This window comes from Escherichia sp. WS547 (genome assembly GCF_046486065.1).
GTDB classification, from domain to species: Bacteria; Pseudomonadota; Gammaproteobacteria; order Enterobacterales; family Enterobacteriaceae; genus Escherichia; species Escherichia coli.
In genome coordinates this window covers 32,446-59,046 of the sequence record NZ_JBJQMA010000029.1, presented here as the reverse complement: position 1 = coordinate 59,046, position 26,601 = coordinate 32,446, and the positions used below count along the sequence as shown (strand labels likewise).

Genomic DNA, 26,601 nt, shown 5'->3' with positions numbered 1-26,601 from the left:
AAAGTATCGCCCCTGTACTGTCGCGGCCTACAAGCCCGTTAGGGGAGCAGGAAGCGCCAGCCGTTGCTGTTTTTTCAAGCTGTAAATACTCGCCTGTATAGAGGCGTCCATCAGCGCGTACAGTTCCACCTTTTACCTGGCCGCCAGTATAAATCCCTTTATTATTCACGCTGCGCAACCAGGACGAATCGGACATATACCAGCCGCCACCATAGGTACTGTTCATCCAGCCTTTGCTGTTTTTTGTGACCAGCCAGCCATTATTCGAAGTGATATCGCCGTTGGTTGTGGCTGTATTTCCTGAAATTGCGCCAGAGAACGTACCGTTACGTGCGCTGATATCGCCGGAGAGCGCGGCGGCGTTGCCGTTTAAAGTGCCGACGTTGTTCAGATTGTTGCTGTTCATATCAATCGCCGTATGCATCCTGTTAAGGTCGGGACGATTGGTTATGGAGTAACGATATAAACGGTCGCTTTCCTGCAAATCAGCGCCAACAAGTGCCATTGCAATATGCCCGGTCGCGCAGTTCAGCCCGTAATTTGAAGGCGTGTCAGACCAGCCGCCACCCGCGCCAATCGCCTGCTTGCTGCTGTTGATGTAGCCGCCAAGCCCTTCAATCATGCTTGCTACCGAGCGCATTCCGGCTTCTGACAGGGACTGACCGCCATTACTACAGGTCAGGGCTTCCAGACGGGATGTTTTGCTGTTCTTTGCAATACCGGTAATGTAGCTTTGTCCAAAATTGGATTCAGAAAAACCAGATTTCAGATAGCCTTTCTGAATGAGTGTTGCTGGCGTGATTGTTTTGGGTAAAGAGCCAGCAAGTAGTGTTGATGCATTGTCAGCAACATAATTACGAACAGCGGTGTTATAGGTATTTGCGTGTTCTGCTGCATTCTGCCAGCGAACATTATTCAGATGGTTTTCAATGTTTTCATAAACTTTAGGGATAACCATCACCATTATGCCGATGACAAGCAATACCTCAAGGAGAGATACACCTTTATCTGTCTTTTTCATTGCTCTTAATCCTCAGAATAATATTCCCGGTACGAGTGAGTAAACAAACATTCCGCCACAAAGAAATGGGCCAAATGGGATATATTTTTTTTGCTTGTTTAATCCGCCAAGAGTGAAGAAAATAATTCCGCCGATAACGGCAATAAATACAATTGAACAGGCAATCTCAGGCGTTGGAAACCATACGCCAGTTCCTGCAATAAGTAGCACATCTCCCATGCCGAAACTTTCCGTTCCGTTTTTATATGCAAAGTAAAGTCTTACAAACAGCATAATGAAGAACATCAGTATTGCACAAAACAAACCAGACAATATATTGTTATTCCATGTCTGATATAACAGGCCGGAGAAGATAAATGTCACGGTATAAAGGCGTGGTAGTAGAAATGAAAGAAGGTCTATACAGGCCATTAATGTAAGGAAAGCATAGAAAATAATCACTATTATAGATTGAATCAGTGATAGCTGATTTAATGAAAGATACATAACGGCAAGCGTTGTCAGTATCAGGCAGTAATATTTCTCTGCTCCGGTTTTATAAGATACATTAAGTTTATTTAAACGGAATTTAACTTCATTGTAGGCGTAGCATTGACAGACGATATTTGCACAGCAAAGTATCGCCGTATTAAATATGCTGTTTAGCATAAGTTACCTTACCATGTATTTATTGTAGACATAGCGTGCGTATTTGATTCTTTTCTGTTCGTTACTTTCTTTGAAACCAGCGTTATAACTGCCAAGACAACTCCAGTTTATGCCGCATTTCTGAAAATGTGTTGCCAGAATCCACGCGCCAATCTGTATATTGAGACAGGGGTTATCAATAAGCTCTGATTTGTCTTTTATTACGCCAAGTTTTTTCAGGTTAGGGATGTGTGATGAATTAATTTGCATTAGTCCGTAATCGGTGCTTAATATTTTTCCTTTTTCTTTGTTGTGATTTATCCGGTCTGGTATGAGTGAACTTTCTACAGTGGCAATGCTTTTCAGAAGCAGGGGGTCAATCAGGTAACGTTGCCCGGCTTGTGCAAAGCAGGCATCAAATCGGGTCGTTGTCGCTGAATATGCGGGTTGCAATGAAAAGATTAATGATGAAATACATGATAGCAGGATATAAAGAACAGAACGCACAATACTCCTCCTTAAACATGGAAAAAATAAGCGCCCGAAGGCGCTTATCCGATGCACATGAAAAATCAGGAATCAGTGCTGAAGGTCAGCGTATTGCTGTCAGATGCGCAAACAGTTGCTGCACTGACGGTTGATGTGGAAGTGTTGTTAATTTTGGAGATTGCGCTGGAAGAACGCAGGGCGTTTACCATTGCCATGCAGTTTTTCTGTGGGACATTGGCCTCTACAACATTGAAGGAGTATTTATCCGAAGAGGTGGTGATTGTAACGGAGCCGCCCCACGGGTTTTTCGCGCTTGCGCCAGTTGTATCTGCGATCATATCGGATGGCAGTAATCCTTGCGCGTAGAGAGTCTTAATATAGTTACTGTCAGTATAACGCCCCTGGAATTTCAGTGATTTCATGTTGGCAATCACTGTCAGGACATTGTTTTGTTCATTGGATGATTGAATGTTGGATTGTACCATTGAATAGAGTTTATATGCACTTGCTGCAAGTACAACAATAACACCAACAACCAATAACACTTCCATCAGTGTTGCCCCTTTGTCCTGTTCTTTTTCTTTTCTACGATGTGCAGAAAAAGAAGATAAAACAGAACGCATATTTAAAAAATTAATAGAAGACATAATAAATAACTCCTTGTTTAATGAGGGGTTGAAAAGAATATATTAGGGATTAGTGTTGCAGGACGTTACTGACATCGTAGAGAGCAGTAATCATCATGACAATAAATGCGAAAACAATTAATGCGGATACTACAGTTATCCAGACTCCTGTTGATTTGACTTTTCCTTTTGCTTCCTCCAGCCATTTATCAGCATAGTTAGACATCATCAATGCATTGTCAGCATTTTCAGAATGAAGTAATAGTTTGTTAATGCATAATTTCGATGGGAAGTCATAACCGCAACTTTTCATTGCCATTGCAAGTGACTGTCCAAGTAAAACATATCTCCTGATTTCTTTTATTCGTTCGAGTAGCCATCTGTTTTGAGTGCTGTTTTTCTCCAGCCTTTCCAGTGCTTTTGCAACGGGAATATCAATACTTAACATGGAGGCCATGTTGAAGAGAAAACTTACACCATTAAATGTTTTATAAAGTGACCAGGGGGGAATGTAATCAAGATACTGACGGCCCGGTCCTGTATAACGCGCAAGCGAATATCTGATCAGGAAAAACAGTACGATGCAGAAGCAGAGAATATACGTTCCGTTTTCTATCAGGAAACCAGACGTATCTGTCAGTAATCGCATAGAACTTGTCCAGCGTTCTTTCGGTGCGAGAGAAAGGAAAACAGGTGTTATGGTATCGTGGACCATATACATGTTTGCCAGACAACCAAAAACCAGTACGGATGGATAAATCATCGACATAACAAGAGTCATTGTCATTTCAGAACGACTTCTGACAATTTTTATGGCCTGAACTAACCCTCCCGCAAGGTCGCCGCGAATTTCACCGCTGGATATTAATTGATATTCATCCTCCTTTATATATTTTTTTAATGCTGAAGATATTGCCCCTGTGTTATTCAGTGCATTAAGGCACTCACAACAAATATAGTAGGTTGCAGAAGACCCCGTTTTCTTCCCGTAGTCTGTTTCTACATCAATCAGGTGTGTAAGAGCACGCTTTACATTTATGCCATCATTTAACATTCCAGATAAATCTTCATATAAACTTATTCTGGAATACCTGAATGTGTATTTTGCCAGCCAGTGGGATATTCCAGAGAAATCAATTTCTATCGAATTGAGTTTCTCAAATATATCTTTTATCGCCATGTCCCCTCCGGGAGCATTGAGTATTTATCTTCGTCAATGGGGGATATGAAGTGTGCGGACAGCGGATCTACCAGGCCATGATTAATCAGGTGTAATAAGTGCTGATTACGGGTAATTCCTCCAAGTTCATAGTGCCAGTATGATTTTGCTTCCAGACGCCCGGACTGACGATATAACTGAAAAAAACGTGCGTCGGGTGAGACGACTTCTGCTATAACCGTTCTTCCCGTTACGCCTTTATAACAGTGCTCGCAACCGTCAAGATTGCGCAACCGGACCTGTTCCGGCAGGCAATTTTCCTCAATGAGTTTCCGTTCTTCTGTACTCAGTTTGTCTGCCATTTCAGCATAAGTGCGCTTACAGTAAGGACAGAGTTTTTGTACCAGCCGTTGACTCAGCAGACCGATAAACAGAAGAGGATCTGCAATTAGCCTGGCCTGAATATTCTCCATTTCAAGGCGCTCAATAATATTCAGGGCATCGTTGGCGTGTAAGGTCGTCAACAGAAGGTGGCCTGTCATCGAGGCTTTGATTGCTGCTAATGCCGATGCGTGATCACGAATTTCGCCGTTCAGTATCGCGTCTGGATCAAGTCGCATAGCGGATTTAATCGCGTCAACCCAGCCATCGACGGAATCCCTGACTGCCGTCTGTATTGCGCCGGGAATGCGGCCCTCCGGCGGTGATTCAATGGTGAAAAGGCGTTTTCGGGGGAGACGCATATTATCGTTATGGTTGAAACCAAACGTGCTCAGATAGGCTTCTGAAGCCGTTCTCAGAGTCGTTGACTTACCGGACCCTGTAGGGCCGGATAAAACGATAATTCCTTCCGGGCGTTGTAACATTCGCCTGATTGTCTGGATTTGTTGTGGCATGTAGCCAAGTTCTTCGAAAGTGGGAATATCCTCGCTGTCATCTTTAATCAGGCGGAAGACCGCGTACACACCACCCACGCACGGATAATGCGAATAGCGCGCCCCAAAAAGATTTACAGGCTTCAGAAAATTCTCTGCGATACGTGCATCCTGCGGTATTGCCGGGTCAAACTGCGTACCTTTGATAACATCGCTCATTCCAGAATAGGCAGCACCCAGCAATTCCAGCCCTTCTTTACGCGGGATGACATCCAGAATTTCCAGTTCCCCATGCACGCGTGCTTCGACATAAGTGAACTCGGAACCGTCCCGACCAGGTGTGATGTGCAAATCGGAACTTCCCAGGTTGTTTGCTTTCGCCAGGTAGCTAATGACCTTTTCCTGGTTGCTGTTTAAGTGTTGTGATGAGTTTGAATCAGACCTTCTTTCGCTGTCCTGGTAGCGGGATGCGATAACATCAAGAGTGGTCCAGGTTATATTTACCTTTCCGGGATATTTAACATTCAGAGTGCCAATATAAGCCTGAACAGCACGCTGTCCTTTACTGTTATCAGCGATATAAACATGAACAGGTTTATCGTCTTTTTCAGATATACTGACGTATACAACATCAGAAATATCTTTTCCGGGATAGTCTGCGTCAGAAAAAAACATTATGTGTCGTCTCTTTCAATAGCATTAAAGAATAAGCTGGCGTTTCTCTGTACCATTCTGAATCCAGACGCCATTACCGGTGATTGATGCCACCTTATAAGAAGTACCAGGAATACTTTGCCCGACCTTGACATCAGTTACTGACCCGTCCAGGAGAGAAATTCGTGCTGACATTTGTTGTGGTGTACCAAATATTTCAATAACACGAAGTGATTTAGCGGCTACACGTTGCGCTGGTATATCGGTATCTGCAAGAGAAGAATACCCGGAAGAGGGCGTTATTGCTGGCGTTGCGGACGCTACACCATTCAAATCAAGATTACGCAATTCACTGACAGCCTTCTGACGCGCCAGCTTTGCTTCGTAAATTACCGTTTCAGCCTGAATCTGCTCTACCTGTAAAATGGTCGGAGATGAATATTTTATTTCGTCTTTTGGCGTGCTTTCAGATTCTGTTGCGTAAGCAAGTGAACTGAAAAAACAGACAGAAATAATCGTTGGTTTAATTATTTTTAACATAGAATGCACCTTTAATCTCATAATTCAGTCTTCCTTCTTCCAGTTTTATTCCTGCATACTGGAAGCGAACGGCAGGTTCATGAAAGTTAGCGAAAAGTATTGAAGGCGGGGTGCTGGTCTGAATCATTAATTCATACTCGTTCCACGGGAGAATTATTGGACGGCCTTCTTCATCTGTTTTTGTGTTTTCAATTTCCTGCCAGGTGAGTTTTAACCTCATTTTTTGTGCAAATGTTGTCAGGCGTTCCTGAATATCTGTTGCCTGTGGCAATGTGTCCGGGGTAATTGGATCAGGTGAAACGTCAAAACTGACAGGAAGAGAAAATCCCCCGGCGCTGCCTTCTGGCAATACAAAAGTTGCTGTGGTTGTCCCCTGGAATATTTCTCGTATCCGTGTGCTGAAGTCCTCGACCGTAACGCCGCTCAGTTCCTTATATGATGTGCGTAACAGCCCGTCATTACCGGATGTGCTGCATTCAGCAAGGTCAAAACGCCATCCGGCGATCGATAAGGGCAGTGCATCCCATTTATCAATGCATTTATCAATAAATGGTTTTATTTCAGGTAAATGTTGCCACGGTGGGGCAATCTGTATTGCCTGTTTGTCTGCCATTTCTTTTGCCAGACGAAGACGTGCAGCTTCTGCCGCAGCTTCTTTTTCCCGGTATTCCTGGTACATGGTGATCCCGTTCCAGAGCAGTATGGCCAGAATGGCACTTCCGCCATAAATCATGAACTGACGTTTTCGGGATACGCGAGTAAACGCCGCCTCTTTCGGCGGTTTTTTTACGTCAATCAACGCAGACAGAGTGAGTGAGGGGAGTGCCTGGCTGATATCCCATGATTCAGGCTGGTATAGTTTCCAGCCGGGTTCTGGTGTTTCATTAAACTCAAGAAATGTTGTCAGAGCACTCATGATCTGACTTTTGTTACCTACAACATCGTTGACGAGAACGTTATTGACGCAGGAAACAAAGCCATAAAGATCACCGAGTTCGCAGATAGCGTATCCGTCAGGTTCGATGAGGGGTTTTATCATCAGTGCCAGTGACCAGAATGAGGACGCCCCTGTGGGAAGATCCTCTTTTCTGATAAATGCCACCATCGTTTTGGTTTCATTTTCTGAATCCTGATACTGACAGGAGAGAAAATATTCAGCGTCGTTTTTTCTTGCGAATGTACGCGCATTCTTTTCTTCTGAAGGAAGCGTTTTCCAGTCCAGACCGGAGAAAAAAGCACGCTTGTTTTTAATAACCGAAGTGAAATTCCGGTTATTCTGATTATTCTCAGACAAAGTGACCTCCAAAAAAACTCCCTGTGTTTTTTCAGGGAGTTTTCAGTTAATTAGTTCACATTTTTTATTACTGCACTGGAGCCGGAATTAAGCACATTTGGTGTAATCAAAACGACCAGAATCGTGTCGCCGTCTTCGCTGTTAATGCCACCCCCAAGTCCAAAGAAGGAGGGGGTTATTACACCTTGCTTACTGGTTTTCCGGTTTGATTGCTGGAATCCACTCAGAATAACTGTCTGGCCTGATTTCAGGTCAATAGTCTGATTAATTGTTTTCAAATCCACATTCGGTGTTTGTGCTTTACTGCCGCCACTTTCGAACACCTCAAAAGTAGGTTTGTCAGACAGACTCATTGAGAACAGCAATTGCAGGTTTTGTGAATCCGGCTGAATGTATGGAAGCAGAGTCATATTGAATCCGGTCGTTATTGTTGCCGCATTCAGTGACGTGGATGATCCCACATTGGCGGTGGAATCGGTTGTGACACTTTCAATGAAGCCCTGCTGATTGGCAATTTGCATAGGGACGGGCGTCAGGTTTTTAGTCACAGCGGAGTTTTGCGTTACGACACTGACGCTGCCTTGTGACGACAGGGCTTTCAGAAATGCTTTTGAGCCAGCCAGCTTACCGTCCACGATGGATACACCACTGGTAATAACATTCTCGGCGGCATTACCAAATGAGCCACCAAGACTCAGACCAAGATGACCATCATTAAATACTGCGTTCCAGTCGATTCCCGCCTGTTCCTGGCTTGATTTCTTGATACTCAGGATTTCAACGTTCAGCACAACCTGACGACTCATTTCATTATTGCGCTTGTTCACAATCTCCTGAACGCTGTCCAGTACATCCGGGGTATCTGTTACTGTCAGTGAACCAGTGGACAGATACATGCGCCCTGTGCCTGGTGTCAGCATTGAGGAAACTTCGCTTTTCAGGTCGTTGTACAGCGATGATTTCATTTCCACGGTTGTAGTTTGCGTATTTGATGCGTCGCCAGTCATACCGCCAGAGCTGGTAGAGCCGGTACTGCCGCTGGAAGACATTGTGCCGCTCACAACTTTTGAGTTGTATGCCACATTGCTGTCCATATATGTGATCGGGAATGAGCGCGTTTCCAGATAGAAGAATGTGATACGACCTTTATCGTATTTCCAGGATATTCCCAGCCGTGAGGATACGGTTTGCAGTAGGGCAGGAAGCCCGGAGATATTCAGTTCCGGGAGTGATGTACCGCCAGAAGAGACTTTTACTGGCTGACTGCCTACTGACGCCAGAGGAACCATTCCATTTGCATCCGGTGCTGGAATTGATCCTGTCATTTGTTGTGTTGAGCCAGTGCCTGTACCGTTCAGATAGGTCCAGACATCGGCGCTGATTCGTACCGGGATATGACAGGTTTGTGTGATGCGTTGTGCGATCTGGCGTAGCTCAATATCTGAACGAGTATTAATCACAATCGGGCAGGGCGGCGCTGATTGCTTTACCTGCTTTTCAATAATTGGCGTTGTATTAATCCATTGTTTTGTTGAGTCCTGGATAACCGGGTTATTACGAATTTTTTTCGCGTATTCAGTCGCTTTTTGTGCGTCTTTTTCGGCTGCAAGTTCATTAGTATTGATTTTTTTGAAGTTTGCACAGCCTGATAATAAAAAAGAGGATATTAATAAACAAAGCAATTTTTTATTCATATTTAATTAACTCCGGTACTGGAATGATAACTGTGCATCCTATTTCATCGTGAGAGCGGGTTAACGATATAACTGTGTCGAAAAGGTTTTGTATCTGCACGCCGCCATCTGAAGGAGTCGTGACAACAATAAGACGTTTGCCACGTTTCCTGGCTGTTTTAATAAATCGAACAATAAACTGAACAACTTTTGATTCCCGTAAGTTGTTACCGATGGCTACACTATTAAGAACCAACGTTTTTTCAGGTGCAGATAAAAAGTCAAAATAATCAAAATTTTCATCGCAAAGATAATGGTGTTTTAGAAGGGGAAGGTGTTCATGGCGTTTATAAATATCACAGAAATCAAAATATTTAACGTCAGTGTCATTGATTAGCAATTCTGCTAAAAGTGTTGATTTTCCAGTTCCAGTTTCGCCTATAATCAGAATATGTTTTTCAGAGTTTATCAAAACATCAATGGCTTCTTTCATCATATTCATATTCATATTCATATTCATATTCATATTTATCATATTCGAGTGTTTTATTCTCATAATAGAATCCTGTCTTTGCTAATCAATAGTATCTTTATTGCGAGGATTATTCAGATACGTCTGTTTTATCGTGATTATCAAGGTCTGGATTAGTAATCACATTGCCTCCGGCAACCATGACTTTTTTTCCTCCAGCTTTAGGGAGATAAATTTCTGCAATTTTTGCTATTTCATCCATGACTTCTTGTGTAAACAGGTTTGGAATGTCAACATGATTGTTACGGGCGATATCCACGCGGCGTTTAAACTCTGGTTCTTCAAACCAGATTATTTTGTTGGCAATAAATGGTCGGCTAAATTCACTGGTTATAATTTCACGGATTGCAATATTTCTGGCTTTATTCTTCTTATCCCGGAGAGACACAATTTCTTCAGGAAGAAGAACCGGGCGCTCTATTACATCATCATTCCGTGTACGTGAACTTCCTCCCTTACCACCACCACTGGATATTGAGCGTTTGGATATTTTCATATCACGCACCCCAATCTCTTCTGAAATCTTTTTAGCCAGAGCATTTTTTGATTTCGGCGGATAGTAAAGCACAACAGCACTGTTTTCAGTGAATGTGGTCCATCCTTCCTGACCGTACATATCGCTTTTTTGCCCTTGTCCTTCATTCTGAAGAATGAACATAAAGCGAAGGTTATAACCTGCTGTAAAACCAACAGCGCGTTCAATGACCTCCGATTTACCCATTGATGTAAATTCATCCAGGAGAATAAGGCACTGGTATTTCAGGTCCGGGTTATGTTCCGGCAGTTCACGACAGTTTTCATTAACCAGTAATGAGAAGAAAAGGTTTACAATTTTCTCATGAGTGATTAAGGCATCCGGTGTCAGACCAAGATAAATTGACATGGGTTTTTTACGAATATCCCGGATATCAAAATCACTGAAATTCGTCGCTTCAGCAGTAACAGGGTTGCTGAATATATTCAGTGGTGATGAAAAGTTCGTTTTTATACTTCCCCTTGTGCGATCTGGTGCTGACATGAACTCAAAGAAGAATGATTTTGTTTTATCGCTAATCCAGCTACGATTTTCAACTTCCTGTCCCATCCATGCGGCGAGATCTTTTCCATTATCGGGAATCGACGTTTTCAGTATGGCGCTGATGGAAACAAGGACGTCCGGTGCATTATGACCTTTGGCTTTCTGGTCCAGGTGAAAACGCTCCTTGTCCAGCAGGTAAAGCCCTAACCCGACAAAAAGGTTGCGTGCAGAATCAGACCATATAGGATCATCACTTGCCGGGATAAGGATTGCGGCAATTTTTGCCAGGTCCGTTTCACGAAGTAAATCACTGCGACTGACGCAATCCAGAGGATTCCAGCGGTGAGAGCGTATCTGTCCTTTAATTGCCTGGTCGATAGTTTCCGCGTATCCGGCGGGCGCAAAGAGAAAGCATTTTTGCCCTAATTCTTTTTGCCTGAATCCGGCTGATAAAAACCAGTTTTCAAGTTTGATATCCAGTATGACCATACTTCCTGGATAGTTTACGCAGTTGGGGATAACAATCCCCACCCCTTTACCAGAACGTGTCGGGGCATAAAGAATTAAAAATTGTTGTCCGGCGAAATAAATAAATTGTTTTTTGTATCTCCCCTTGAACATTTTACCGATGAGTATTGGTGGATGTTTGTAAGGTGATTTTTTATCCGGGAAAAAACCTGATTTACTCAGGTCCATATCAGTTGCGAGCCGGGCGTCACCGTAGATGACTTTTTTAGGCATAATCCCAATCACGACAATTAACATGAATATGGCAAAGAATATTAATGGAACGCTGAATCCAAACCATGCCATAAAAACGAGTTTTTTATATTGTGGGTTGCCAGAAAATGTTGAGATTACAGAATGGAATGTATCCCACTTGAGCAAAGACATATCAACGGATGAATATCTTAATGCTGTGTATCCACCGAGATAGTTTGAGGCTATAAGCACACCCACAAGAAGCAGTAACAGGAAGAGAATTAACCCCCCCATCTTTTTTGCATTCATAGTTATCTCCACAATTTACATTGTGCTCAAAAAACGATTTTTTTCTTCGGGTTCGTAATACAGTTCAGTCATTCTGGTATGGTTGAAAAAAAGAATGACATCAATTGATGTTTTTATCGTGCGCATGATGAGGTCCATATCAACAGTCATACCAACATCAGATTGTTTTACAATACTTGCCAGTCGTGAAAATGAGGCATAAGTATTATTAGCATGAATGGTACTGATTGAGCCTTCATGCCCTGTATTAAGCGCCTCCAGATAACTCCATGCTTCGTTACCCCTAAGTTCAGCAAGAAAGATGTGATCTGGCTTTAATCGCATACACGCTTCAATGATTTCCTTCGCTTCAACGGTATTTTTTTTGTAGAAAAGCCGGATATGGTTTGGATGCAGCGGCAGAGACATTTCCGGTACATCTTCAACGGTTATATAACGCCGTTCAGGTGGAAAGATATCTGCAATTGCCTTTGCTATAGTTGTCTTACCGGAGCCAGTCCCACCGACGATTAAAAAATTAAGACGGTCTTTAACTGCCTCTCTTAAAAATCGAGCTTTAGATTGACCATCTGGACGCCGGGATAATTCATACAGGTAGCGTTGCCGTTCAGTCAGGATGGCTTCGTGTTTCGTCGCAATCCTGACATTATCAAAACGCCCTGTTCGGACATAATCATCTATAGTAAAGCGCGTTAATGATGGCTTACGGATAGATATCACAACGCTGTTATTTTCTGTTGCAGGTGGAATGATGATTTGTCCACGTTCCCCACCGGGAAGAACTACCGATACAATGGGATTATCATGGCTAAGTGGTATTTTTATCTTTGATAAGTTCGTCAGAGTTTTGGCAAGTGTCATTAAATTATCAAAAGTCGCGTCTGGCGCATCTTTAGATTCCCAGCCATTTTTCCCTTCAAACCATATTGTTCCTGGCTTATTCACAGATATTTCTGTGACATGTTCAATATTAAGAACAGACTGGATACCCGTCATATCCAGATATCGTCTTGCGGTTTTACTGTTATCTCGTGGTTGTGATGTATTACTGGTATCTCTGATGTTATTCATATCAATTGCTTTACTGAATTACTGAAGTTCATATACGGATGAAAAGTCGATATTTCGCGGAACAATAACAGACAATACAGTCCCCTGATTAATATATGCCGTGGGGGGAATATTTATCGTATTGTCCAGCGTTGTTTTTGCCATTTCTTTTGTTGCGTCAGATGTGTTTTCGTAGGTGATATTGCTGTTTGAGCCTGTTTGTTGCGTGCTGTTTTTCAGAATATCTAAACCATCACCAAGTAATGACAGCAGCAATGCACCACCAAAACGCTGACCAAAATGATTATCGACCCATGCAGGAAGGCCGGAAGCACCCAGACTGTCAGTGCCAAGTGCGCCAATGCGCACATTGACATTTTCATCTTTGAGCGTTGTCCAGTTAACGAACACACGGGCTACTCCCTGTGTCATGACTTTATTCTGCTCCCCGATCAGTAATGCTCCTTTACGGGCAAGAAGCACTTCGCCGTTATCCGACCAGACGTCTCGTGTTAACTGACACATTGTGATACCGGGATAAGAGGTTACGATTTTCGTTTTGAGCACACAGGATAATGCTGTTCCCGCAGATAACAGATATCGGCGGTTCAGCACAGGGGATACCTTTCCGTCTGCGTACTGACTGCCCTGTAAATCATCTCTTTCCTGGTTTTTTTCGCCTTGTTCCTGATTGTCGATCTTCACCATTGTGTCGCCCATCAGTTGTCGGACGGATTTTGGCAATGGTTGTGGTTGGTTTGGATCTCCACTGGCGGTTTGGGGAGTGCCGTTGGCTATCACATTGACGGCTGTTTGATCGGCCTTTTGTGATGCTGGCGCTGACGGGGCATTGTCTGCCTGTTTCTGTTCTTGCTCCTCCTGTGCTTTCCTGCGGTTAGCGGCATCGAGTTTTTCCTTTTCTTCGATGTTTTTCATCATTGTTGTCAGTGAAACGCCATTGTTGGTATTTGTGACCAGTGTCTCGTCAGACTTCTCAAGAGGTGTTTGCTGAACGACCTGTTCTCGTGAAAGAACTTTAAACAAGATAATGATCACAAATAACGCGGCAATCAGTAATATGATGAGGATTAATATTTTTTTTGGTGCTGCTTTACCTTTTACTTCGATAATTCCGCGATTTCCCGCGTCATTATTTTTTTCATCATCTTTATTTTTCATAGCTGAACTTCTCTACTCGTGTTTTTCCGTTTGACGTACCTTTTTTATTCCACGGACGATTAACGATTGATGATGTTCTGATATCTGCAACCTGATCACCCAGGCGCAAACGGAGATTTTCAGCCACGTCATAGTAAACCATTGTGTTTTTATTTCTGTCTCCGTTAACCAGATGTTCATTTCCATCGGCATCAACACGATAAAGGACCGGAATTTCCTGTTTATTAGTCCATCTCATACATGTAAATTCGCCATTATCCCATACCTGATAAGGGAAAATTGATTTGTCCCCCTTGAGTTGATAATGACCATTAATTATTCCACCATCAGTGCATGGAAATGGCTTTTCAGTCATTACGGTAGCTGACGGTGGTTTCGGATAATTAAAACGCAGAATATACGTGGGTTGTTTCGTGGTTGATATCAGGTAAAGAGGATATATATGCTTATTGGTCTGAACGGTAACGTTTGTATCCGGTTCTTCTGCTTTTGGACGCAGAAACAGAGTGTTGTCCCTGACCGATACTGACCAGGCTTCTGGATCACCAATTCCGACATCTTTTATTGTTTCGTCTTGTCCGAACTTAATTGTTGTTTGTGCGCCTGCTTTTACGCGCACATTAAATACATCCTGCTCGTTATAATCTACGGTCTGAATACGCCCGTCTCGTTCCGATGGTGTGCCGTACATAGCTGCTAAAGCACCAGGTACTTGTAGCATCGACAAAAGAACTATCGCAGTAGTGCGTTTAAGCATCATTTTATAACCTCTGGATCAGGTTGGTAGCTCAGAACTTGCAGTCCCAGCGGATTCACAAGGCGCTCTTTTTCTGTTTTGATATCTTTATCCCAGTCAAAAGAAATCGTCGAAATCCACTCTGTTGCTCTGTATCCGGGGGCGGGTTTACCAGATAAATCCAGTACCATTTTTTTGAAACGCACCTGCGCCATATCCTTCCTTAGAAGGATTACTGAATTAATCTGGACCTTAATTTTGTAGTTGTTTTTCAGAATGTTCAGTGGTGAGGAATCAGCACGAATCATGGTGTCATAAGCTGAAAACACCTTTTGGGAAGACATTGTTTTTACTGTATCGGCCTGTTCCTGGATAGTCTGCCAGTCGTATGCTTCATAGTTAATGAGATATTTTGACAGGAAATATTTAGTCTCAACATCCTGATAACTTTCCTTAGCATCAGATAATTGAGGGGCAATATCAGTATATCCAGTGCTGTTATCCACTCGCACAAGGAACGGTACAGCGGTTTTTAATGGAGCAAGGGAGGCTATTGCGAAACCAAGAATGCAAATTACAACAAATTCACCAATGGCGAGAATGGTAAATGTTTTTGCCTTTTTCTTTATGATTTCAATTTCACTACGCTCAAAGTCACGTATGGCCTTGAAATAATCCTTTTTTTCGTTCTTTTCTTCAAATTTCTTTTTGGAGGCTTCTTTTTTTGAATGTTCATAATAGTTTGTGTTTTCCATTAATAATCACCTGCTTTGATCTGTTCAATTGCTGTGTTTAACTCAAACCATCCCCCTTTTTTCTGCACAGGATTGGGGGTGTGAGAACATGCACTAATTAATAGCGCGGAGGCAATTATGAGGGGGATTTTCATATTGTTTTCCGTTCTGTATAAAACAGAGAAATTAACCGTTCAGGCGTTTCAGGAGTTCTGGTATCCAGATATCAGGAGCTACATCTCCTTTTTCAGCAATAATCTCATCAAAAATAGACAGGCCAGTTTCAGAGCCAGAAAGCACGGGGATAAACTCATCGAATCCAAACAAATCCATTTTGGCGAAAACAGAAGAGCCAGATTGCTTGATGAGCATGGTCCTTGACTCCTTCGTCAGTTCTTTGAGTTTTTCAAACTCTTTTTCAGTAAGCCCAATTTCTTTATATCCTTCCCATTTTGCATCGGGATTGGGCAGGAGAATTTTCGTTGCGGTTTGTTGTACCAGCGCCGCAAAAATTGCGCAGTTTATGGCGTCTTCCGGGGACTGTGATGTTAACCACATCATTTCACCTTTCATGCGCCCCGCTTTCAGTGCGCTTTTAATCATGCTTTGTGTCATGGGAAAGTTTGCTGGCATCCAGAACTCTTCAATAATGGAGAGCATCAGATTGCCGCCGCGTTGCATGATTTCTTTGTAGAAAAACAGGACCGCGAGTAAAGGTTCACAGGCAGGATGAATACCGTTTTTTGTGTCCAGGACAACGGTTGTATCAAATCCCACTTTTTTATGATGCAGTGGATTGAAGGTATTCCGGGGGGAATCCACCGCCCAGGCATATTCGCCGTTGTCGCACCATTTGGCGAGACGCGTCTGAAGTTCAGGACTGACTATATCGAGAAGAAGGGCTGTCCGGCGTTCTTCGACAGGCATTCGCATAATGCTTTCCACGGCAGCGTTTAATTCAATGCCATGTTCATCAGAACAGGGGTTGCCCTGATTGTCTCGTGCCAGAACCTGTGTCCAGCGTTTCAGAAATGCGAGAAGTCTGTGCCAGACGGGAGATTCCGGGCCTTCTGCCAGTTGCCACGGATTGCAGCCTGTATAGATACCTTCCTGCAACGTGAAATAGCTCCCTCCGTATGCGCGGACAAAAAGTTCGGTAGAACGGTTGTAATCCACAACAAACATTAAAGGGTCAAAGCGTTGAAGAAAGCCGCTGGCTGTTGCTTCAAATGTTGTTTTCCCTGTGCCTGTTGCGCCAAGAAACATTGCGTGTCCGGCAATTTTTTGTCCGGTAACATTTTTTTCCGGTGGGCTGTAATGTGTATTGAACCAGTAAACGCTGCCTGAATCCGTTTTTAAAGGCATTATGGCGGAGCCATCACCAATAGGATTGCCTGATTTTTTCCCGGAGGAATAATTGTGAAAAGACATCAGACAGGCCAGGTTGGTAATTGTTCTTCGGGTATCCAGTGGACGCCTCTTATTCAGCGGCATATGACTGAAAAAAACAAAAGGTGATGCGAGTGAGGCGCGACTGAAGCGGAATCCCTTACCCGAAGTAATAAACTCAGCAGAGAGCTTTATACCATTGCTTCTGGCCTGATCTGGTGTATCACCGAATACCGTTAATGCGCAGTGTAGTGAACCAAACAACGTAATTCCGGCTGCGACCGCTTCTTTACCAGCTTCGAGTTCTTCCTGCTGTATTTTGGCTGCATCATTAGCTGATTGTAGTTTGTTTAACTGTGAATCGATATTCTTCAGGGTTTTTGTTGGTGACTCAAAAATAAAGGATTGAGTAAGAATAAATTCATAGGGTTGTTTGAGAAGGAAATCCCATTGTCCGGGGGTTGTTTCTATCGGGAAATCCTTCAAAATATAATTCGTTGCGAATTTTTTACTATCCGATTCGTTGTTACGCAGTTCAAGAACATCAGCACCAAAATACCATTCAGAATCACAAATGCTGGATGATAAGGGGGTGGATGATAAAGGAATCATGTTGTGTTCTGCATTTAGCAATAGTGATAGATAGTCTGCCACCTCACTAATATAAGTATTGTAAACGGATAATAAAGAAGCGTTAAATGGTAGAAGTGCTTTTTGCGCCTGTTGTGTCATTTCATTCATGCGCTCGATTCCGGTATCAACATCATCGTAGGGTATCCCAAATGTCAGATACCATGTTGATTTATAGAATGCGCTGGATGTGAACAGAGCAAGGTATTTTTTTGAAAACCTGCTTAGAAAATCATTGTCAAAATTCCATTCTCCATTGATGGTTGCTCTTTTCTTGATAAGATGAGTCCATAAATACAGGTCGCCTTCCTTTCCTAACCCAATCAGGAAGTTTTTAACGCTGTTAAATAAATTTGTAAGAACATTATCGTTCTCTGTCTCAAATGGAATGCCTGCTACAACAAGTGAAGCCAGCATTTTCCTGTCAGAAGTAAAGATAATACTGTCTGTTATATGGAAGCGATAATCGGGATATTCACGAGCAACATCCATATTGTCACTGTTTTTTAATTTGATTTTGTGCATATATGTTACCTGACAGATGAATAACCAATAATTAAATCTCTGTGGCGGATTTTTAACAAAAGCCCCATAAGGTTTAAACGGATGACTCTTAGTGCGTTTGAGTCATTTTCACAGGCCAGTTTTACTATAAAAAGAAACAGCGCACATATGACAGGAATAATTATCCCTTTTATACCCCAAAGGAAAATAGCGGGGAAGCCTGTCAGAACAGCGAAAAAAGCCGTGAACAATAACAACATTAAGGGTATACCAGCAATTAACGCAGGACGGTTAAACCCGTTATAAGTCATGAATGACTCACTGACATGTTCATTTACTTTGTCCATAACTCACCATGAAAAAAGCCGCAATTCACACATAAGGTAAATATGCGGCACAGTTGTATATATGGATTACTTATTTGAAGAGTTCCAGCGCCCAGTTCCCGGCGTAAAGTGCACCGCCAGCGAGGGAACAATAGACAAGCGCCATTCCTACATCAGACCAGCTTTTCTTCTCCATGAATGCCATGATGACGTTATAGATCAGGTAACACAAAGCACAAACACCACCAAAGCTAAATGCCCATGTCTTAAGTTCTGTCATGGTATTTGTTGCGGTGTCGAGTCCACCTGCATAGGCAACGGAGGCAGTTAGTGACAGGAAAAACGCCAGAATAAAATACTGCAAAGTTGATTTGACTTTCATTAACTAAAATCTCCAAAAACATCCCAGTCCGGTGATGTTTTCTCTTCATCGTTCGGGGGGGTTATTTCTGATTCATCAGTTTTTTCACGGATTGATGGCACGATATAGTTATTCGCGTTACGAATAACCCGTTCCAGATAAGAAGTGTTGTTAAATTTCTTTTCTTTTATAAATCCTGTTGATTCGTTACCCGAATAATACAAAGATAAAGCGCGGAGAATTTTTTGATTACTACTACCCTCCTTTTGTCTCAGATAATTGTCCGTCAGGACTGCCGCTCCTGCTTTTATATTTGTACACGGGTCAAAAACTGTTTTATTAGTCAGATTGAGTGATGGGAAATTTTTGCTGTATATCTGTGTCAGACCTGCACTAAACCTTTTATTTTCTGCTGTTAATTTTTCTGCATATTCAATAGCTCCTTTTTCATCTTTAAAATACTTACTTGTTCCGTCAGAAACATTCGCTATTACATATGGATTAGCCCCTGATTCAGTCATAATCAGGGCATTCATCGTATCGGGTGATACATCAGGGGCACACTGACTTATCAGTGCTGCCAGAACAGCCGCTGATAACTGCATAAGGGATTTATCTCCTGATATTAAATTCGTGAAGATCGTTTTTTCCTGCGGGGGCGACGAACGATACTGTCCAGCTCATTAGCGCCGGAAAGAAGTTCTTTCAGCGAGACAATTTTTTCCCTGACAGGTATAAGGGATTTTGCCCCCGGACATTGTTCAAAGTCTGATTTGTACAGGTCGTATAAAACAAGCGTATGTTTTACATCCTGTGACAGATAATTATGTTTATTCTGGATGTTACCTTGTTCGATATTTTTGATAACATCTGCTGAACGATGAATTAAATCTGTGTAGATTCGGGTGTTTTTAAGAGGATTTATTTTTATATATTCAGAAGCAAGCTGAATAAGATTGCATCGTAAGATAAGGACTTCACGAGTGGCAATATCAAGCTCGCTGACATCATCATTATCCTGCATGGGTATCTCCGGTAAAGATTTTCTGGACTGAAGTCCGCGCCGTAGCGATATATCCGGCCCACATAATGATGTGTCGGATATGCAGACTCCAGTTCAGAATCCCCTTGTCAGGGGATATTTAGTTAATGAGTACAATAGCCTCTTCTGGAATGGAGGAAGGAACGGGAACGCCCATATCATTCCCCTGATTATCGACAATCTTCTTATTTTTTACTTTTCCTAACATTGCTGAATGTTTTGTTTGCTGCTGCAAAGCAGACATCAGACCTTCTGTATCGGCAGACCAGATATAAACTCGCTTACCGTAAATAATATGATGAATATCATAAACGGGTGTTATACCGATTTGCTCAGATGTTAACGTTCCTCCTGAATTACGTTTGTCTGGATATTTATAAAGATAGTCATTGATAACATTTGCGAAATGGACAAATTCAATTGCTTCCTGTTTTGCAGGAAGCAACTTCATTCGCTGTATGGTTTGGTTATTGTTATCTGTCAGATAGTAACTGCCTATTGACAGGAATATCAGGAGCAAGCTGAAGAACCAACCCATAGCGATTACTCCTGTTGTGTGTCTTTAATTGTGATTACGCATTGTGCAATATTCCTGAATGCGTATAACGGTTTATCTGCTGAAAGATAAAGCATCAGCGTATCTTTTAATGCAGATTCAAAGTTTCCCCGGAAAATAAGAGGAGCATCTATTCTGTAGTTCACAGGAGTATCCCATACAAGATTCCAGGTTGAATTACCACACGGCGAACTTGACGCCCATTCTGTGAGGCCATCCCGCAGCGTCGAACCTTTTTTAAGATTCCAGGTGAGTTTTTCTGTCTGTTTTTGCGGAACGGTGACAGGCGTTAGCGATTTTTGAGGTAACTTGTCAGAGGAAACTGGTGTCCTGACAGGAGATGCAGGGGTTTTGTCAGGAGATACAGGTGCTTTTTGTGATGTTTTCCCTTTCTGTTGTTGAAAATCAATCAGAAGATGTCTTTTTTCGGTGTTCTTAATTACCGTCAGACCGTAGTTGCGAAGCATTTTATCCAGGACATAAGGCCATTGATCGTTGCCCTGCCAGGATATCGTGCGACGGAAAGTTTTCGTTACCTCCGGGGATATTTCAGCCGTCCAGTCCGATGGGACAATTTCTTTTAATGCTTTTTGCAGCGAGCCTTTACCATCATGGCGAACAAAGTAAATTTGCTTTTCAGGTGTTGATGGGCCTGTAAGCGTGGTGGCCGGAACAGCGTTGTTAGCGTTTTTTTTCAGAAAACCGCTTTTTGACATTAGCGGTGGTTGTTCAGGACGCGGTTTTGTCTGCTGATCAGTCTTTTGTGCCGTTTGTGCCTGATGGTTGTTGCTACTGATTGGCTTTGCGGGAGGGAGTGCTGGTTGTTCAGAATGCTGTTCAGTTGCTCCTTTGGCTGCTGTTTTTATCTCACCAGATGAAGTTATGCTGTTTGTTGTTGGCTTCAGAAAACTATTATTGCTGCCCTGGTTTTTTGGCGCTGTCGCTGATTGCTCAGAACGTGGTTTTACGGTTTCTGCAATACGAGGCGCGGGAGTTACGTTTATGGCTTCCTTTTTGAGATAATTATCATTGCTGTATTGAACAGTGCTGTTTGGCTGTGACACGGGCTGCTGAAGGACCACCCCGTTATAGTATGTGTCTGCCCTTACCTGCTCAATTGTGGTATTCAGTTCATACCAACCTCCTTTTGCCTGTGCGGGTTCAGGGGCATGGGAACACGCATTCAGCAATAATGTGGTGGGAATAATAATGATCTTTTTCATGGTTAACCCCAGGAACGTCCGAACTTACTCATGATTTTTGAGATCGCCGCAGGGTCTGCGGTCGTGCATTGATTAAGAAACGCTTTTCGGGCATCAAAGGTTTTGCTCCAGCGAATAGATCCCTTTTTCTTTTTGATGATATTAAAGAAGTCCTTTTCGGCGCTTTTGCATTCGCTCCCGCCGCCGCTACCGATAGCTTTACCGTACAGACAAAGAACGGAAGCACACGGATCAGACGCATATACGGGGGCAGAGAGTGCGATAGCACTTGCGGCAACCATCGATAAAATGATGGATTTCATGGTGTTCCTCCATATTTCAGGCAAAAGAAAACCCGCACGAGGCGGGTATGAATGAGCCATTAAAGGCGGAATTGCACTCTTTGTTTAGTTTTGATATCTATCCTGGTGCATCATCAGAACAGAATACTGGAGTTAAGTTGGCTATGGCGCGGTTTTATTTAAATGTTCCGTTTGAAGAAAAGGATTTGGCTAAACAAAAAGGGGCGCAATGGGACCAAGAACAACGGAAATGGTTTGTTCCACAGGGGAAAAATCCAATTTATTTTATTCGGTGGATAAAAGAATTAAATGAACATGATTACAATGTTTTTTCGCAACGTTTTTATATTGCGGAAAGTCACCAGTCTTGTTGGCGCTGTAAGAAAACAACTCCTGTGTTTGGTATTTTTTTACCTCGTTGGTATAAGTATAGAGACGTTATTTGGGGAGTTGATCCTGCCGAATGGGAAGATTGTATATTAGATGAATGGTATGAAACATCCTCCCCTAAGGGTATGGAGTATTTTGATTCAAAGAAAAATATGATTTATCGGTGGTTAACCAGTAGAGTATGGTGGACTGATTTAACGAAAATTGAAATAATTTCAACCTCTGCTCTCTCAAGGATTAATGAGTATTCAAAATTATATTATCCATCCCATAGCAAAACAGCAAAAATGAAGTATTACGCGAATCATTGTTGTCATTGTAACGCAATGCAAGGTGATTTTATGATGTTTAATGAGCCAGGGGGCGTGTTCTTCCCTGTAACATATGAACAGGCGGAGAAAATAAGATTCCATGAAGTCAATGAAACAATATTTGCCAAAGCAAGTTATAGTTTAATACCCGAAGCCGGAGGTTTCATAGATCTTTAAGCAAGATAAGACCCGCACGAGGCGGGTATTCTTTTAAATAGAATCACCTTGCTATAGGGAAGGTGATTCTATTGTAAACGTTCCATTAGATCCCGCACTGTCTTCTTGTACTCTTCTTTTTGTGCGTTGTTCTAATGCAGCACGAACATTAGAACTATTTATCAACTGGTCACTGCGTACAGCCAAAAAAAGCCCGCTTTGCGAGCTGTTTTTAATGAAGGATTATTGCATCATATTTTTAAATGCTTTACCCGATTGCTCTTTTTGAATGGCTTCACGCGCATTTTCGCAGTTTTGACCAGACATATCCCCTTTGCTGCATTTTTCGACAACATCTTGGGCTTGTTCAAGATGTTCAGTGTAGTAACTGACATCATAAACTTTGTCTTCACAAGCAGCTAAAAGGAAGCATGACAAGATAGTTAAAGTGCTTATGAATTTTTTCATTCGAACACCTATTGCATCATTAATTTAAACTTTTCTCGACTAACAGCCTCTTGTCTTGCATTTTCAGACGCGATTAGCTGTCTCTCTGCAATATCATATTGCTTCAATTGTAGCTCCATTGTCAATTTTTCTGTATTCAATTGGTTAGATAAGTCAGCTTTTTTTTGCGGAGTATCTGCTGACGCGAACTCCTTCTGTAACGTGGTTAATCTCTTAGCCCTTTCCTGCATTTCATTGTTGAAATTTTCATAGAATTTGATCTTAGCCAGGATTGCATCATATTTTTGTTGCGTCTCTGCAATGTTGCTTGATAAGTCATATTGCGATCGCAAAGAGCTAAGATCTGATTTTGCACTATTTGTTATTGTTGATAGAGAATCCTTCATATAGCTGGATGCGCTATCAAAGCCATTGCTGAAATCAGTGAAGCCTTCGAGTCTTTTCTTCTGTTCTTCAGCGTATCTTATGGTCTGTTCATATTGTTGCTTGAGTTGCTCAAGCTGTCTTGCCGCTTCAGCGGCACGATTTAGCCCTTCTTCAACTGTTTTAGCTATCGCTGTAACGTCTACTACTGGAATACCAGATGCAAAGATTGATGGTGATGTTACGGTAATTATTCCAGCAAAGAGAAATGATAATACTTTATCTTTCATGTTAATCACCCCGCTTTAAGTTTACTTCCACGGTTTAATCCCTGAACTAATGCTGATGCAGAACGACTTCCTGCATTAAAGAATGGATTTGGCATTTTGCTGGCAAATCCATTGGTGAAAGATCGGAGTCCTGATGCTCGCATAAAACCAGATGCAACCTTACCTCCAAAGCCATTAGCGGCTGATGTAAGGCCATTTATACCTACCCCACCTGTTAATGTAGAACAGAGTGTGCCAACTTGTTCTATAAGGAATATGGAAATAATAGTAATAAGGAAAAAGTAAACTACAATAGATAGTTTTATATCTCCATTAACAGGGACAACTGATTCAACGAAACTAATTAAGAAACTAAATGATATGCTATAGAATAAATTTAACAGTATATAGTTGAGACAACTGCCGACCCATGCAGTAAACATATTTCTGGTCGATGAAAATAGAGCGAAACAAATGAATAAAATGCCAGCGGAAAGAAGAATTCCAACCATGAAAGTTGATAGTGTCAAGAAAACAGTAGTGTAATAGATGAGAAGCATTCCGCCGATATAGCCAATCCCCCATACTAGATAAACCCCCATTTTCTCAGCAATTTGGAACTTTCCATAAATACTCATACTTGTATCAAGGAAGTTGTTTAAATTCGTAGATAGAGCGTTCCACAAATTATCAACACTGGTTGCAGTTCCTGAACCTCCAGTAACAGCAGCAGAAAGGTCGGAGCCAGCGTGCATTACAAAAGGAATAACAAACTGGCTGTAATAAGGCGCTGAATAAGTGAATGCACCAACCAGGGCGAATGCACCGATATTCTTCGTCACCTCGTTCATAAGGATGTCACGTTGGGCATACGTGATTTCATATATTAGATAAATAACGTATAAGGCTATAGCCGCAAAAAATGTAGGAGATATTGCCTGTGCGACCTTAGCGGCGTTCGTCGCCGCTGTGGATTCAACAATGGTTGTTACTTTCTCAAGAAATTCTGAAACAATGTTCATAGCTTAGTCCTTCTGGCAGATGAAGAGTTCACCAGAGGCACTAATATTTGGCTTCAGCTTAATTACCAGGTCTGTGCCGAAAAAAATTGCTTCTCCAATTTTTTGGAAATTTAATGTGGATTCTTCTTTATTGTAACTATAAACGTTGTGGGTCGCTGTCGATGTTTTGGTTTTACGTGGTGTAAACGCTTTTTTAATGATGTAATCGAGAGCGTGGCTGTTATGAGATGGTAAAGTGATTAAATCGTCGTTTTTTTTCATAATGTAGTTCTGATTTTTGAGGTTGAAGATAATTGTCGGTCAATGCTTTTGATTTTTTTTCGTATCTCAATTGGATTCGCCTCAGATAAGTTAGCAATGGATAAAGCCAGTTCGATTTGTAAAATTTTCCTTGTTTCGATGAGATTGATTTTTACTTGTGGTATATCACGGAAGACACCACAGCCGGTAATTGCTTTTGAAACGACACGTTCTGTATTCGCTATGCTTTTCTTTACTGTTCGAGGGGGGACATAACGTGCACGGCGAAGTTTTCTCAGATTAGCTTTTGCTTGAGTCATATTTGTATGCCATGAATAAATAAATGCTTTCTTCAAAGCCTGAATAAGCATAAACCAGTAATATGGTGGCTAAAGGCAAAGAAAAGGTGAAATGAATAACGGCATTCAGAACTGAACCGGTTAATGTATATAAGACAAACGGTGCTGAAAGTATGAAAGCACCCAGCAGGAAAGAAAAAACATTGCACGCCATTTTTAATAAAAATATTTTTATTAGGTGATGTTTTTTTCTGTACATTTCATCGTATCCTTCAGGGGGCTGTCACCTTCTCACGTTGTTGCTTCCATCGCGAGAGCTTCAACAAGTTCATTGATACAAGTCCGTTCTGCCGGAACTTCCCGACCTGTAACCGGGTCGAAAACGATATGCTCATTTTCAACGTAACGCAGGCGATCGTAGATTTTTTGACGAGCTTTTATCTTAATCACGTCCAGCTCTGCATGTTTTAACTTTTCTCGTCTATCGCCGATGAAAAATATTATCCATATGACAGCCATGATAATTGCCGTACAGGGGAGCATGTAGCTTAATACTTTTACAGCCACAGCAAATGTATCTTTGGCCCTTCCTGCTGCTGATTCAAGGATAAAAAAAGCTACAGTTATTATTATGACTGTGTATGTCTCGTATTTATTTACACCTCTAATACCAAATTTGCGTAATGTGGCTTTAGTTACAATCTCTGAAAGAGAAACACCTTCATTTGCGTTTCGCATTGAATTTTCCTCATACTATTCCTGTGACACTTAACACCATCAATAAAATATGTAATGCAGTAATGTTTTTTAGCGTTTTTTTGTAGGCTTCAATAAAATCCTTATCCAGAAGTCTGATAATAAAAATACATAGTGCATTCATCGCTGCTCCTGTAAGCGGAATTAACAACGAAAGATGCATGATTTATTCCTTGTTTTCACTCTTGTCTTCGATGGTCATTACTTTAAGAGTTATTCCTTGCATGTCTGTAACAATAACTCTTGTTCCCGCAGGGTAGTTTTCATTGTGTAACGTCTCAACAGGCCAGAATGTATCACCAATGAGTAATTGCCCCTTGCCGTTAACAATATCGTCACTGAGCGTAAATTCTTTTCCTTTAAAACGTGAATGCCCTGTGTTCACCAGGAGAGTGTCTAATTTCTTATGTTTTTTGTCATAGAAGAACTTAATTATCGACGCCAGTATGCTGATTGACGCAAAGAAACATATATTGGCTTCTTGTGATATCGGAAGAAAAAAGCCCATAATGGCGCTTGATAATGCACCAAGACTGATTAAGAGTAACCATCCCGTTCCGGTTATAATTTCAAGTGCAATACACAGAAGAAACAGTGTAAACCATAACATGGCTAATCTCCATGATAAAAGGCGGAGAGTGAATAAAGATAATAAAGGTGGTAACAAACGGCTAATACATTAAACAACAGACATAAACCGAAGAATATGCCATTCAAACTCCATATAAGCAGAGGCATCGTTGCTATCATGAGCGTCGAAGATCCCCAGTCTAGCCATCTTGGAAATATGGAGTCGA

Annotated in this window: 34 protein-coding genes; 1 reads left to right on the top strand and 33 read right to left on the bottom strand. The window is 41.9% G+C overall.

Going from position 1 to position 26,601, the window contains the following annotated elements:
• From pilV to ACJHWK_RS20935, 24 genes are all read right to left on the bottom strand, one after another.
• The coding region (pilV, locus tag ACJHWK_RS21050; RefSeq protein ID WP_020319555.1) for a shufflon system plasmid conjugative transfer pilus tip adhesin PilV at positions 1 to 1,021 on the bottom strand (1,021 nt) is incomplete at its 3' end.
• Positions 1,022 to 1,033: 12 nt separating this feature from the next.
• Entirely contained in the window at positions 1,034 to 1,669 is a 636-nt protein-coding gene (locus tag ACJHWK_RS21045) for an A24 family peptidase (RefSeq protein ID WP_000934977.1), read from the bottom strand.
• Between the two features lie 3 nt (positions 1,670 to 1,672).
• Positions 1,673 to 2,155: a lytic transglycosylase domain-containing protein gene (locus ACJHWK_RS21040; protein ID WP_001258095.1), complete on the bottom strand. Its 483-nt coding sequence runs from the start codon at positions 2,153 to 2,155 to the stop codon at positions 1,673 to 1,675.
• A 65-nt stretch (positions 2,156 to 2,220) separates the two neighbouring features.
• Entirely contained in the window at positions 2,221 to 2,784 is a 564-nt protein-coding gene (locus ACJHWK_RS21035) for a type 4 pilus major pilin (protein ID WP_034169414.1), read from the bottom strand.
• 49 nt (positions 2,785 to 2,833) lie between these two features.
• A complete protein-coding gene (locus ACJHWK_RS21030; protein WP_000974903.1) occupies positions 2,834 to 3,943 on the bottom strand; it encodes a type II secretion system F family protein in 1,110 nt (369 codons plus the stop codon).
• The gene (locus ACJHWK_RS21025; RefSeq protein WP_000466225.1) at positions 3,934 to 5,472 is read right to left on the bottom strand and encodes a GspE/PulE family protein; all 1,539 of its coding nucleotides are present in this window, start codon (positions 5,470 to 5,472) and stop codon (positions 3,934 to 3,936) included. Before ACJHWK_RS21025 ends, ACJHWK_RS21030 begins: the two co-directional genes overlap by 10 nt.
• Before the next feature lie 24 nt (positions 5,473 to 5,496).
• Entirely contained in the window at positions 5,497 to 5,991 is a 495-nt protein-coding gene (gene pilP / locus ACJHWK_RS21020; RefSeq protein WP_000912553.1) for a type IV pilus biogenesis protein PilP, read from the bottom strand.
• Positions 5,975 to 7,297, bottom strand: coding sequence for a type 4b pilus protein PilO2 (gene pilO2, locus ACJHWK_RS21015; protein ID WP_000454142.1), 1,323 nt, complete (start codon positions 7,295 to 7,297; stop codon positions 5,975 to 5,977). The genes pilP and pilO2 overlap by 17 nt, the downstream gene beginning before the upstream one ends.
• Positions 7,298 to 7,335: 38 nt before the next feature.
• Entirely contained in the window at positions 7,336 to 8,979 is a 1,644-nt protein-coding gene (locus ACJHWK_RS21010; protein WP_001035592.1) for a PilN family type IVB pilus formation outer membrane protein, read from the bottom strand.
• Positions 8,972 to 9,514 carry a sigma 54-interacting transcriptional regulator gene (locus ACJHWK_RS21005; RefSeq protein WP_001220544.1) on the bottom strand — a complete coding sequence of 181 codons (543 nt, stop codon included), beginning with the start codon at positions 9,512 to 9,514 and terminating at the stop codon, positions 8,972 to 8,974. The genes ACJHWK_RS21010 and ACJHWK_RS21005 overlap by 8 nt, the downstream gene beginning before the upstream one ends.
• Positions 9,515 to 9,560: 46 nt before the next feature.
• Positions 9,561 to 11,519: a type IV secretory system conjugative DNA transfer family protein gene (locus ACJHWK_RS21000; RefSeq protein ID WP_015059539.1), complete on the bottom strand. Its 1,959-nt coding sequence runs from the start codon at positions 11,517 to 11,519 to the stop codon at positions 9,561 to 9,563.
• A gap of 15 nt (positions 11,520 to 11,534) precedes the next feature.
• Positions 11,535 to 12,590: a P-type DNA transfer ATPase VirB11 gene (gene virB11 / locus ACJHWK_RS20995; protein WP_410234918.1), complete on the bottom strand. Its 1,056-nt coding sequence runs from the start codon at positions 12,588 to 12,590 to the stop codon at positions 11,535 to 11,537.
• Positions 12,591 to 12,608: 18 nt separating this feature from the next.
• Positions 12,609 to 13,748, bottom strand: a complete 1,140-nt coding sequence (locus ACJHWK_RS20990) for a TrbI/VirB10 family protein (protein WP_034169415.1) — start codon at positions 13,746 to 13,748, stop codon at positions 12,609 to 12,611.
• Positions 13,738 to 14,439 carry a TrbG/VirB9 family P-type conjugative transfer protein gene (locus ACJHWK_RS20985; protein ID WP_000274524.1) on the bottom strand — a complete coding sequence of 234 codons (702 nt, stop codon included), beginning with the start codon at positions 14,437 to 14,439 and terminating at the stop codon, positions 13,738 to 13,740. Before ACJHWK_RS20985 ends, ACJHWK_RS20990 begins: the two co-directional genes overlap by 11 nt.
• 65 nt (positions 14,440 to 14,504) lie before the next feature.
• Entirely contained in the window at positions 14,505 to 15,239 is a 735-nt protein-coding gene (locus tag ACJHWK_RS20980; RefSeq protein WP_000432282.1) for a virB8 family protein, read from the bottom strand.
• On the bottom strand, positions 15,239 to 15,373 hold the full coding sequence (locus ACJHWK_RS20975; protein WP_000701233.1) for a hypothetical protein: 135 nt from the start codon (positions 15,371 to 15,373) through the stop codon (positions 15,239 to 15,241). The genes ACJHWK_RS20980 and ACJHWK_RS20975 overlap by 1 nt, the downstream gene beginning before the upstream one ends.
• 31 nt (positions 15,374 to 15,404) lie before the next feature.
• On the bottom strand, positions 15,405 to 17,762 hold the full coding sequence (locus tag ACJHWK_RS20970; protein WP_000548950.1) for a VirB4 family type IV secretion system protein: 2,358 nt from the start codon (positions 17,760 to 17,762) through the stop codon (positions 15,405 to 15,407).
• A 5-nt stretch (positions 17,763 to 17,767) separates the two neighbouring features.
• Entirely contained in the window at positions 17,768 to 18,088 is a 321-nt protein-coding gene (locus ACJHWK_RS20965; RefSeq protein WP_000362080.1) for a VirB3 family type IV secretion system protein, read from the bottom strand.
• Positions 18,089 to 18,158: 70 nt separating this feature from the next.
• Positions 18,159 to 18,449, bottom strand: coding sequence for a conjugal transfer protein (locus tag ACJHWK_RS20960; RefSeq protein ID WP_000865479.1), 291 nt, complete (start codon positions 18,447 to 18,449; stop codon positions 18,159 to 18,161).
• Complete coding sequence (locus tag ACJHWK_RS20955) at positions 18,449 to 19,033, bottom strand: lytic transglycosylase domain-containing protein (RefSeq protein WP_001177117.1); 585 nt, start codon at positions 19,031 to 19,033, stop codon at positions 18,449 to 18,451. Before ACJHWK_RS20955 ends, ACJHWK_RS20960 begins: the two co-directional genes overlap by 1 nt.
• Before the next feature lie 20 nt (positions 19,034 to 19,053).
• Complete coding sequence (locus tag ACJHWK_RS20950; RefSeq protein WP_001153669.1) at positions 19,054 to 19,452, bottom strand: hypothetical protein; 399 nt, start codon at positions 19,450 to 19,452, stop codon at positions 19,054 to 19,056.
• A gap of 118 nt (positions 19,453 to 19,570) precedes the next feature.
• On the bottom strand, positions 19,571 to 20,008 hold the full coding sequence (gene pilM, locus ACJHWK_RS20945; protein ID WP_034169416.1) for a type IV pilus biogenesis protein PilM: 438 nt from the start codon (positions 20,006 to 20,008) through the stop codon (positions 19,571 to 19,573).
• 5 nt (positions 20,009 to 20,013) lie between these two features.
• Positions 20,014 to 21,249, bottom strand: a complete 1,236-nt coding sequence (locus tag ACJHWK_RS20940; RefSeq protein ID WP_034169417.1) for a toxin co-regulated pilus biosynthesis Q family protein — start codon at positions 21,247 to 21,249, stop codon at positions 20,014 to 20,016.
• Between the two features lie 2 nt (positions 21,250 to 21,251).
• Positions 21,252 to 21,551, bottom strand: coding sequence for a TrbM/KikA/MpfK family conjugal transfer protein (locus ACJHWK_RS20935; protein WP_000835763.1), 300 nt, complete (start codon positions 21,549 to 21,551; stop codon positions 21,252 to 21,254).
• A gap of 47 nt (positions 21,552 to 21,598) precedes the next feature.
• On the opposite strand from ACJHWK_RS20935, the gene ACJHWK_RS20930 reads away from it, so the two are divergent.
• A complete protein-coding gene (locus ACJHWK_RS20930; RefSeq protein ID WP_024237698.1) occupies positions 21,599 to 22,408 on the top strand; it encodes a DUF5710 domain-containing protein in 810 nt (269 codons plus the stop codon).
• 222 nt (positions 22,409 to 22,630) lie between these two features.
• On the opposite strand, the gene ACJHWK_RS20925 is transcribed toward ACJHWK_RS20930, so the two are convergent.
• Genes ACJHWK_RS20925 through ACJHWK_RS20885 form a run of 9 tightly spaced genes read right to left on the bottom strand, consistent with a single transcriptional unit; the run spans position 22,631 to position 26,414 of the window.
• Positions 22,631 to 22,855, bottom strand: coding sequence for an EexN family lipoprotein (locus tag ACJHWK_RS20925; RefSeq protein ID WP_000713562.1), 225 nt, complete (start codon positions 22,853 to 22,855; stop codon positions 22,631 to 22,633).
• Between the two features lie 8 nt (positions 22,856 to 22,863).
• Entirely contained in the window at positions 22,864 to 23,508 is a 645-nt protein-coding gene (locus ACJHWK_RS20920; RefSeq protein ID WP_001310442.1) for a type IV secretion system protein, read from the bottom strand.
• 5 nt (positions 23,509 to 23,513) lie between these two features.
• Positions 23,514 to 24,509: a type IV secretion system protein gene (locus ACJHWK_RS20915; RefSeq protein ID WP_001028540.1), complete on the bottom strand. Its 996-nt coding sequence runs from the start codon at positions 24,507 to 24,509 to the stop codon at positions 23,514 to 23,516.
• A gap of 3 nt (positions 24,510 to 24,512) precedes the next feature.
• Complete coding sequence (locus ACJHWK_RS20910; RefSeq protein WP_000739144.1) at positions 24,513 to 24,770, bottom strand: hypothetical protein; 258 nt, start codon at positions 24,768 to 24,770, stop codon at positions 24,513 to 24,515.
• Positions 24,767 to 25,069: a hypothetical protein gene (locus ACJHWK_RS20905; RefSeq protein WP_001360345.1), complete on the bottom strand. Its 303-nt coding sequence runs from the start codon at positions 25,067 to 25,069 to the stop codon at positions 24,767 to 24,769. The genes ACJHWK_RS20910 and ACJHWK_RS20905 overlap by 4 nt, the downstream gene beginning before the upstream one ends.
• The gene (locus ACJHWK_RS20900; RefSeq protein ID WP_001542015.1) at positions 25,050 to 25,307 is read right to left on the bottom strand and encodes a hypothetical protein; all 258 of its coding nucleotides are present in this window, start codon (positions 25,305 to 25,307) and stop codon (positions 25,050 to 25,052) included. The genes ACJHWK_RS20905 and ACJHWK_RS20900 overlap by 20 nt, the downstream gene beginning before the upstream one ends.
• A gap of 32 nt (positions 25,308 to 25,339) precedes the next feature.
• Entirely contained in the window at positions 25,340 to 25,786 is a 447-nt protein-coding gene (locus tag ACJHWK_RS20895) for a hypothetical protein (protein WP_001243165.1), read from the bottom strand.
• 10 nt (positions 25,787 to 25,796) lie between these two features.
• Positions 25,797 to 25,967 (bottom strand): hypothetical protein, encoded by a 171-nt coding sequence (locus ACJHWK_RS20890; RefSeq protein ID WP_000550720.1) that lies wholly within the window; start codon positions 25,965 to 25,967, stop codon positions 25,797 to 25,799.
• 3 nt (positions 25,968 to 25,970) lie between these two features.
• Complete coding sequence (locus tag ACJHWK_RS20885) at positions 25,971 to 26,414, bottom strand: NfeD family protein (RefSeq protein WP_000964330.1); 444 nt, start codon at positions 26,412 to 26,414, stop codon at positions 25,971 to 25,973.
• Between the last annotated feature and the right edge of the window lie 187 nt (positions 26,415 to 26,601).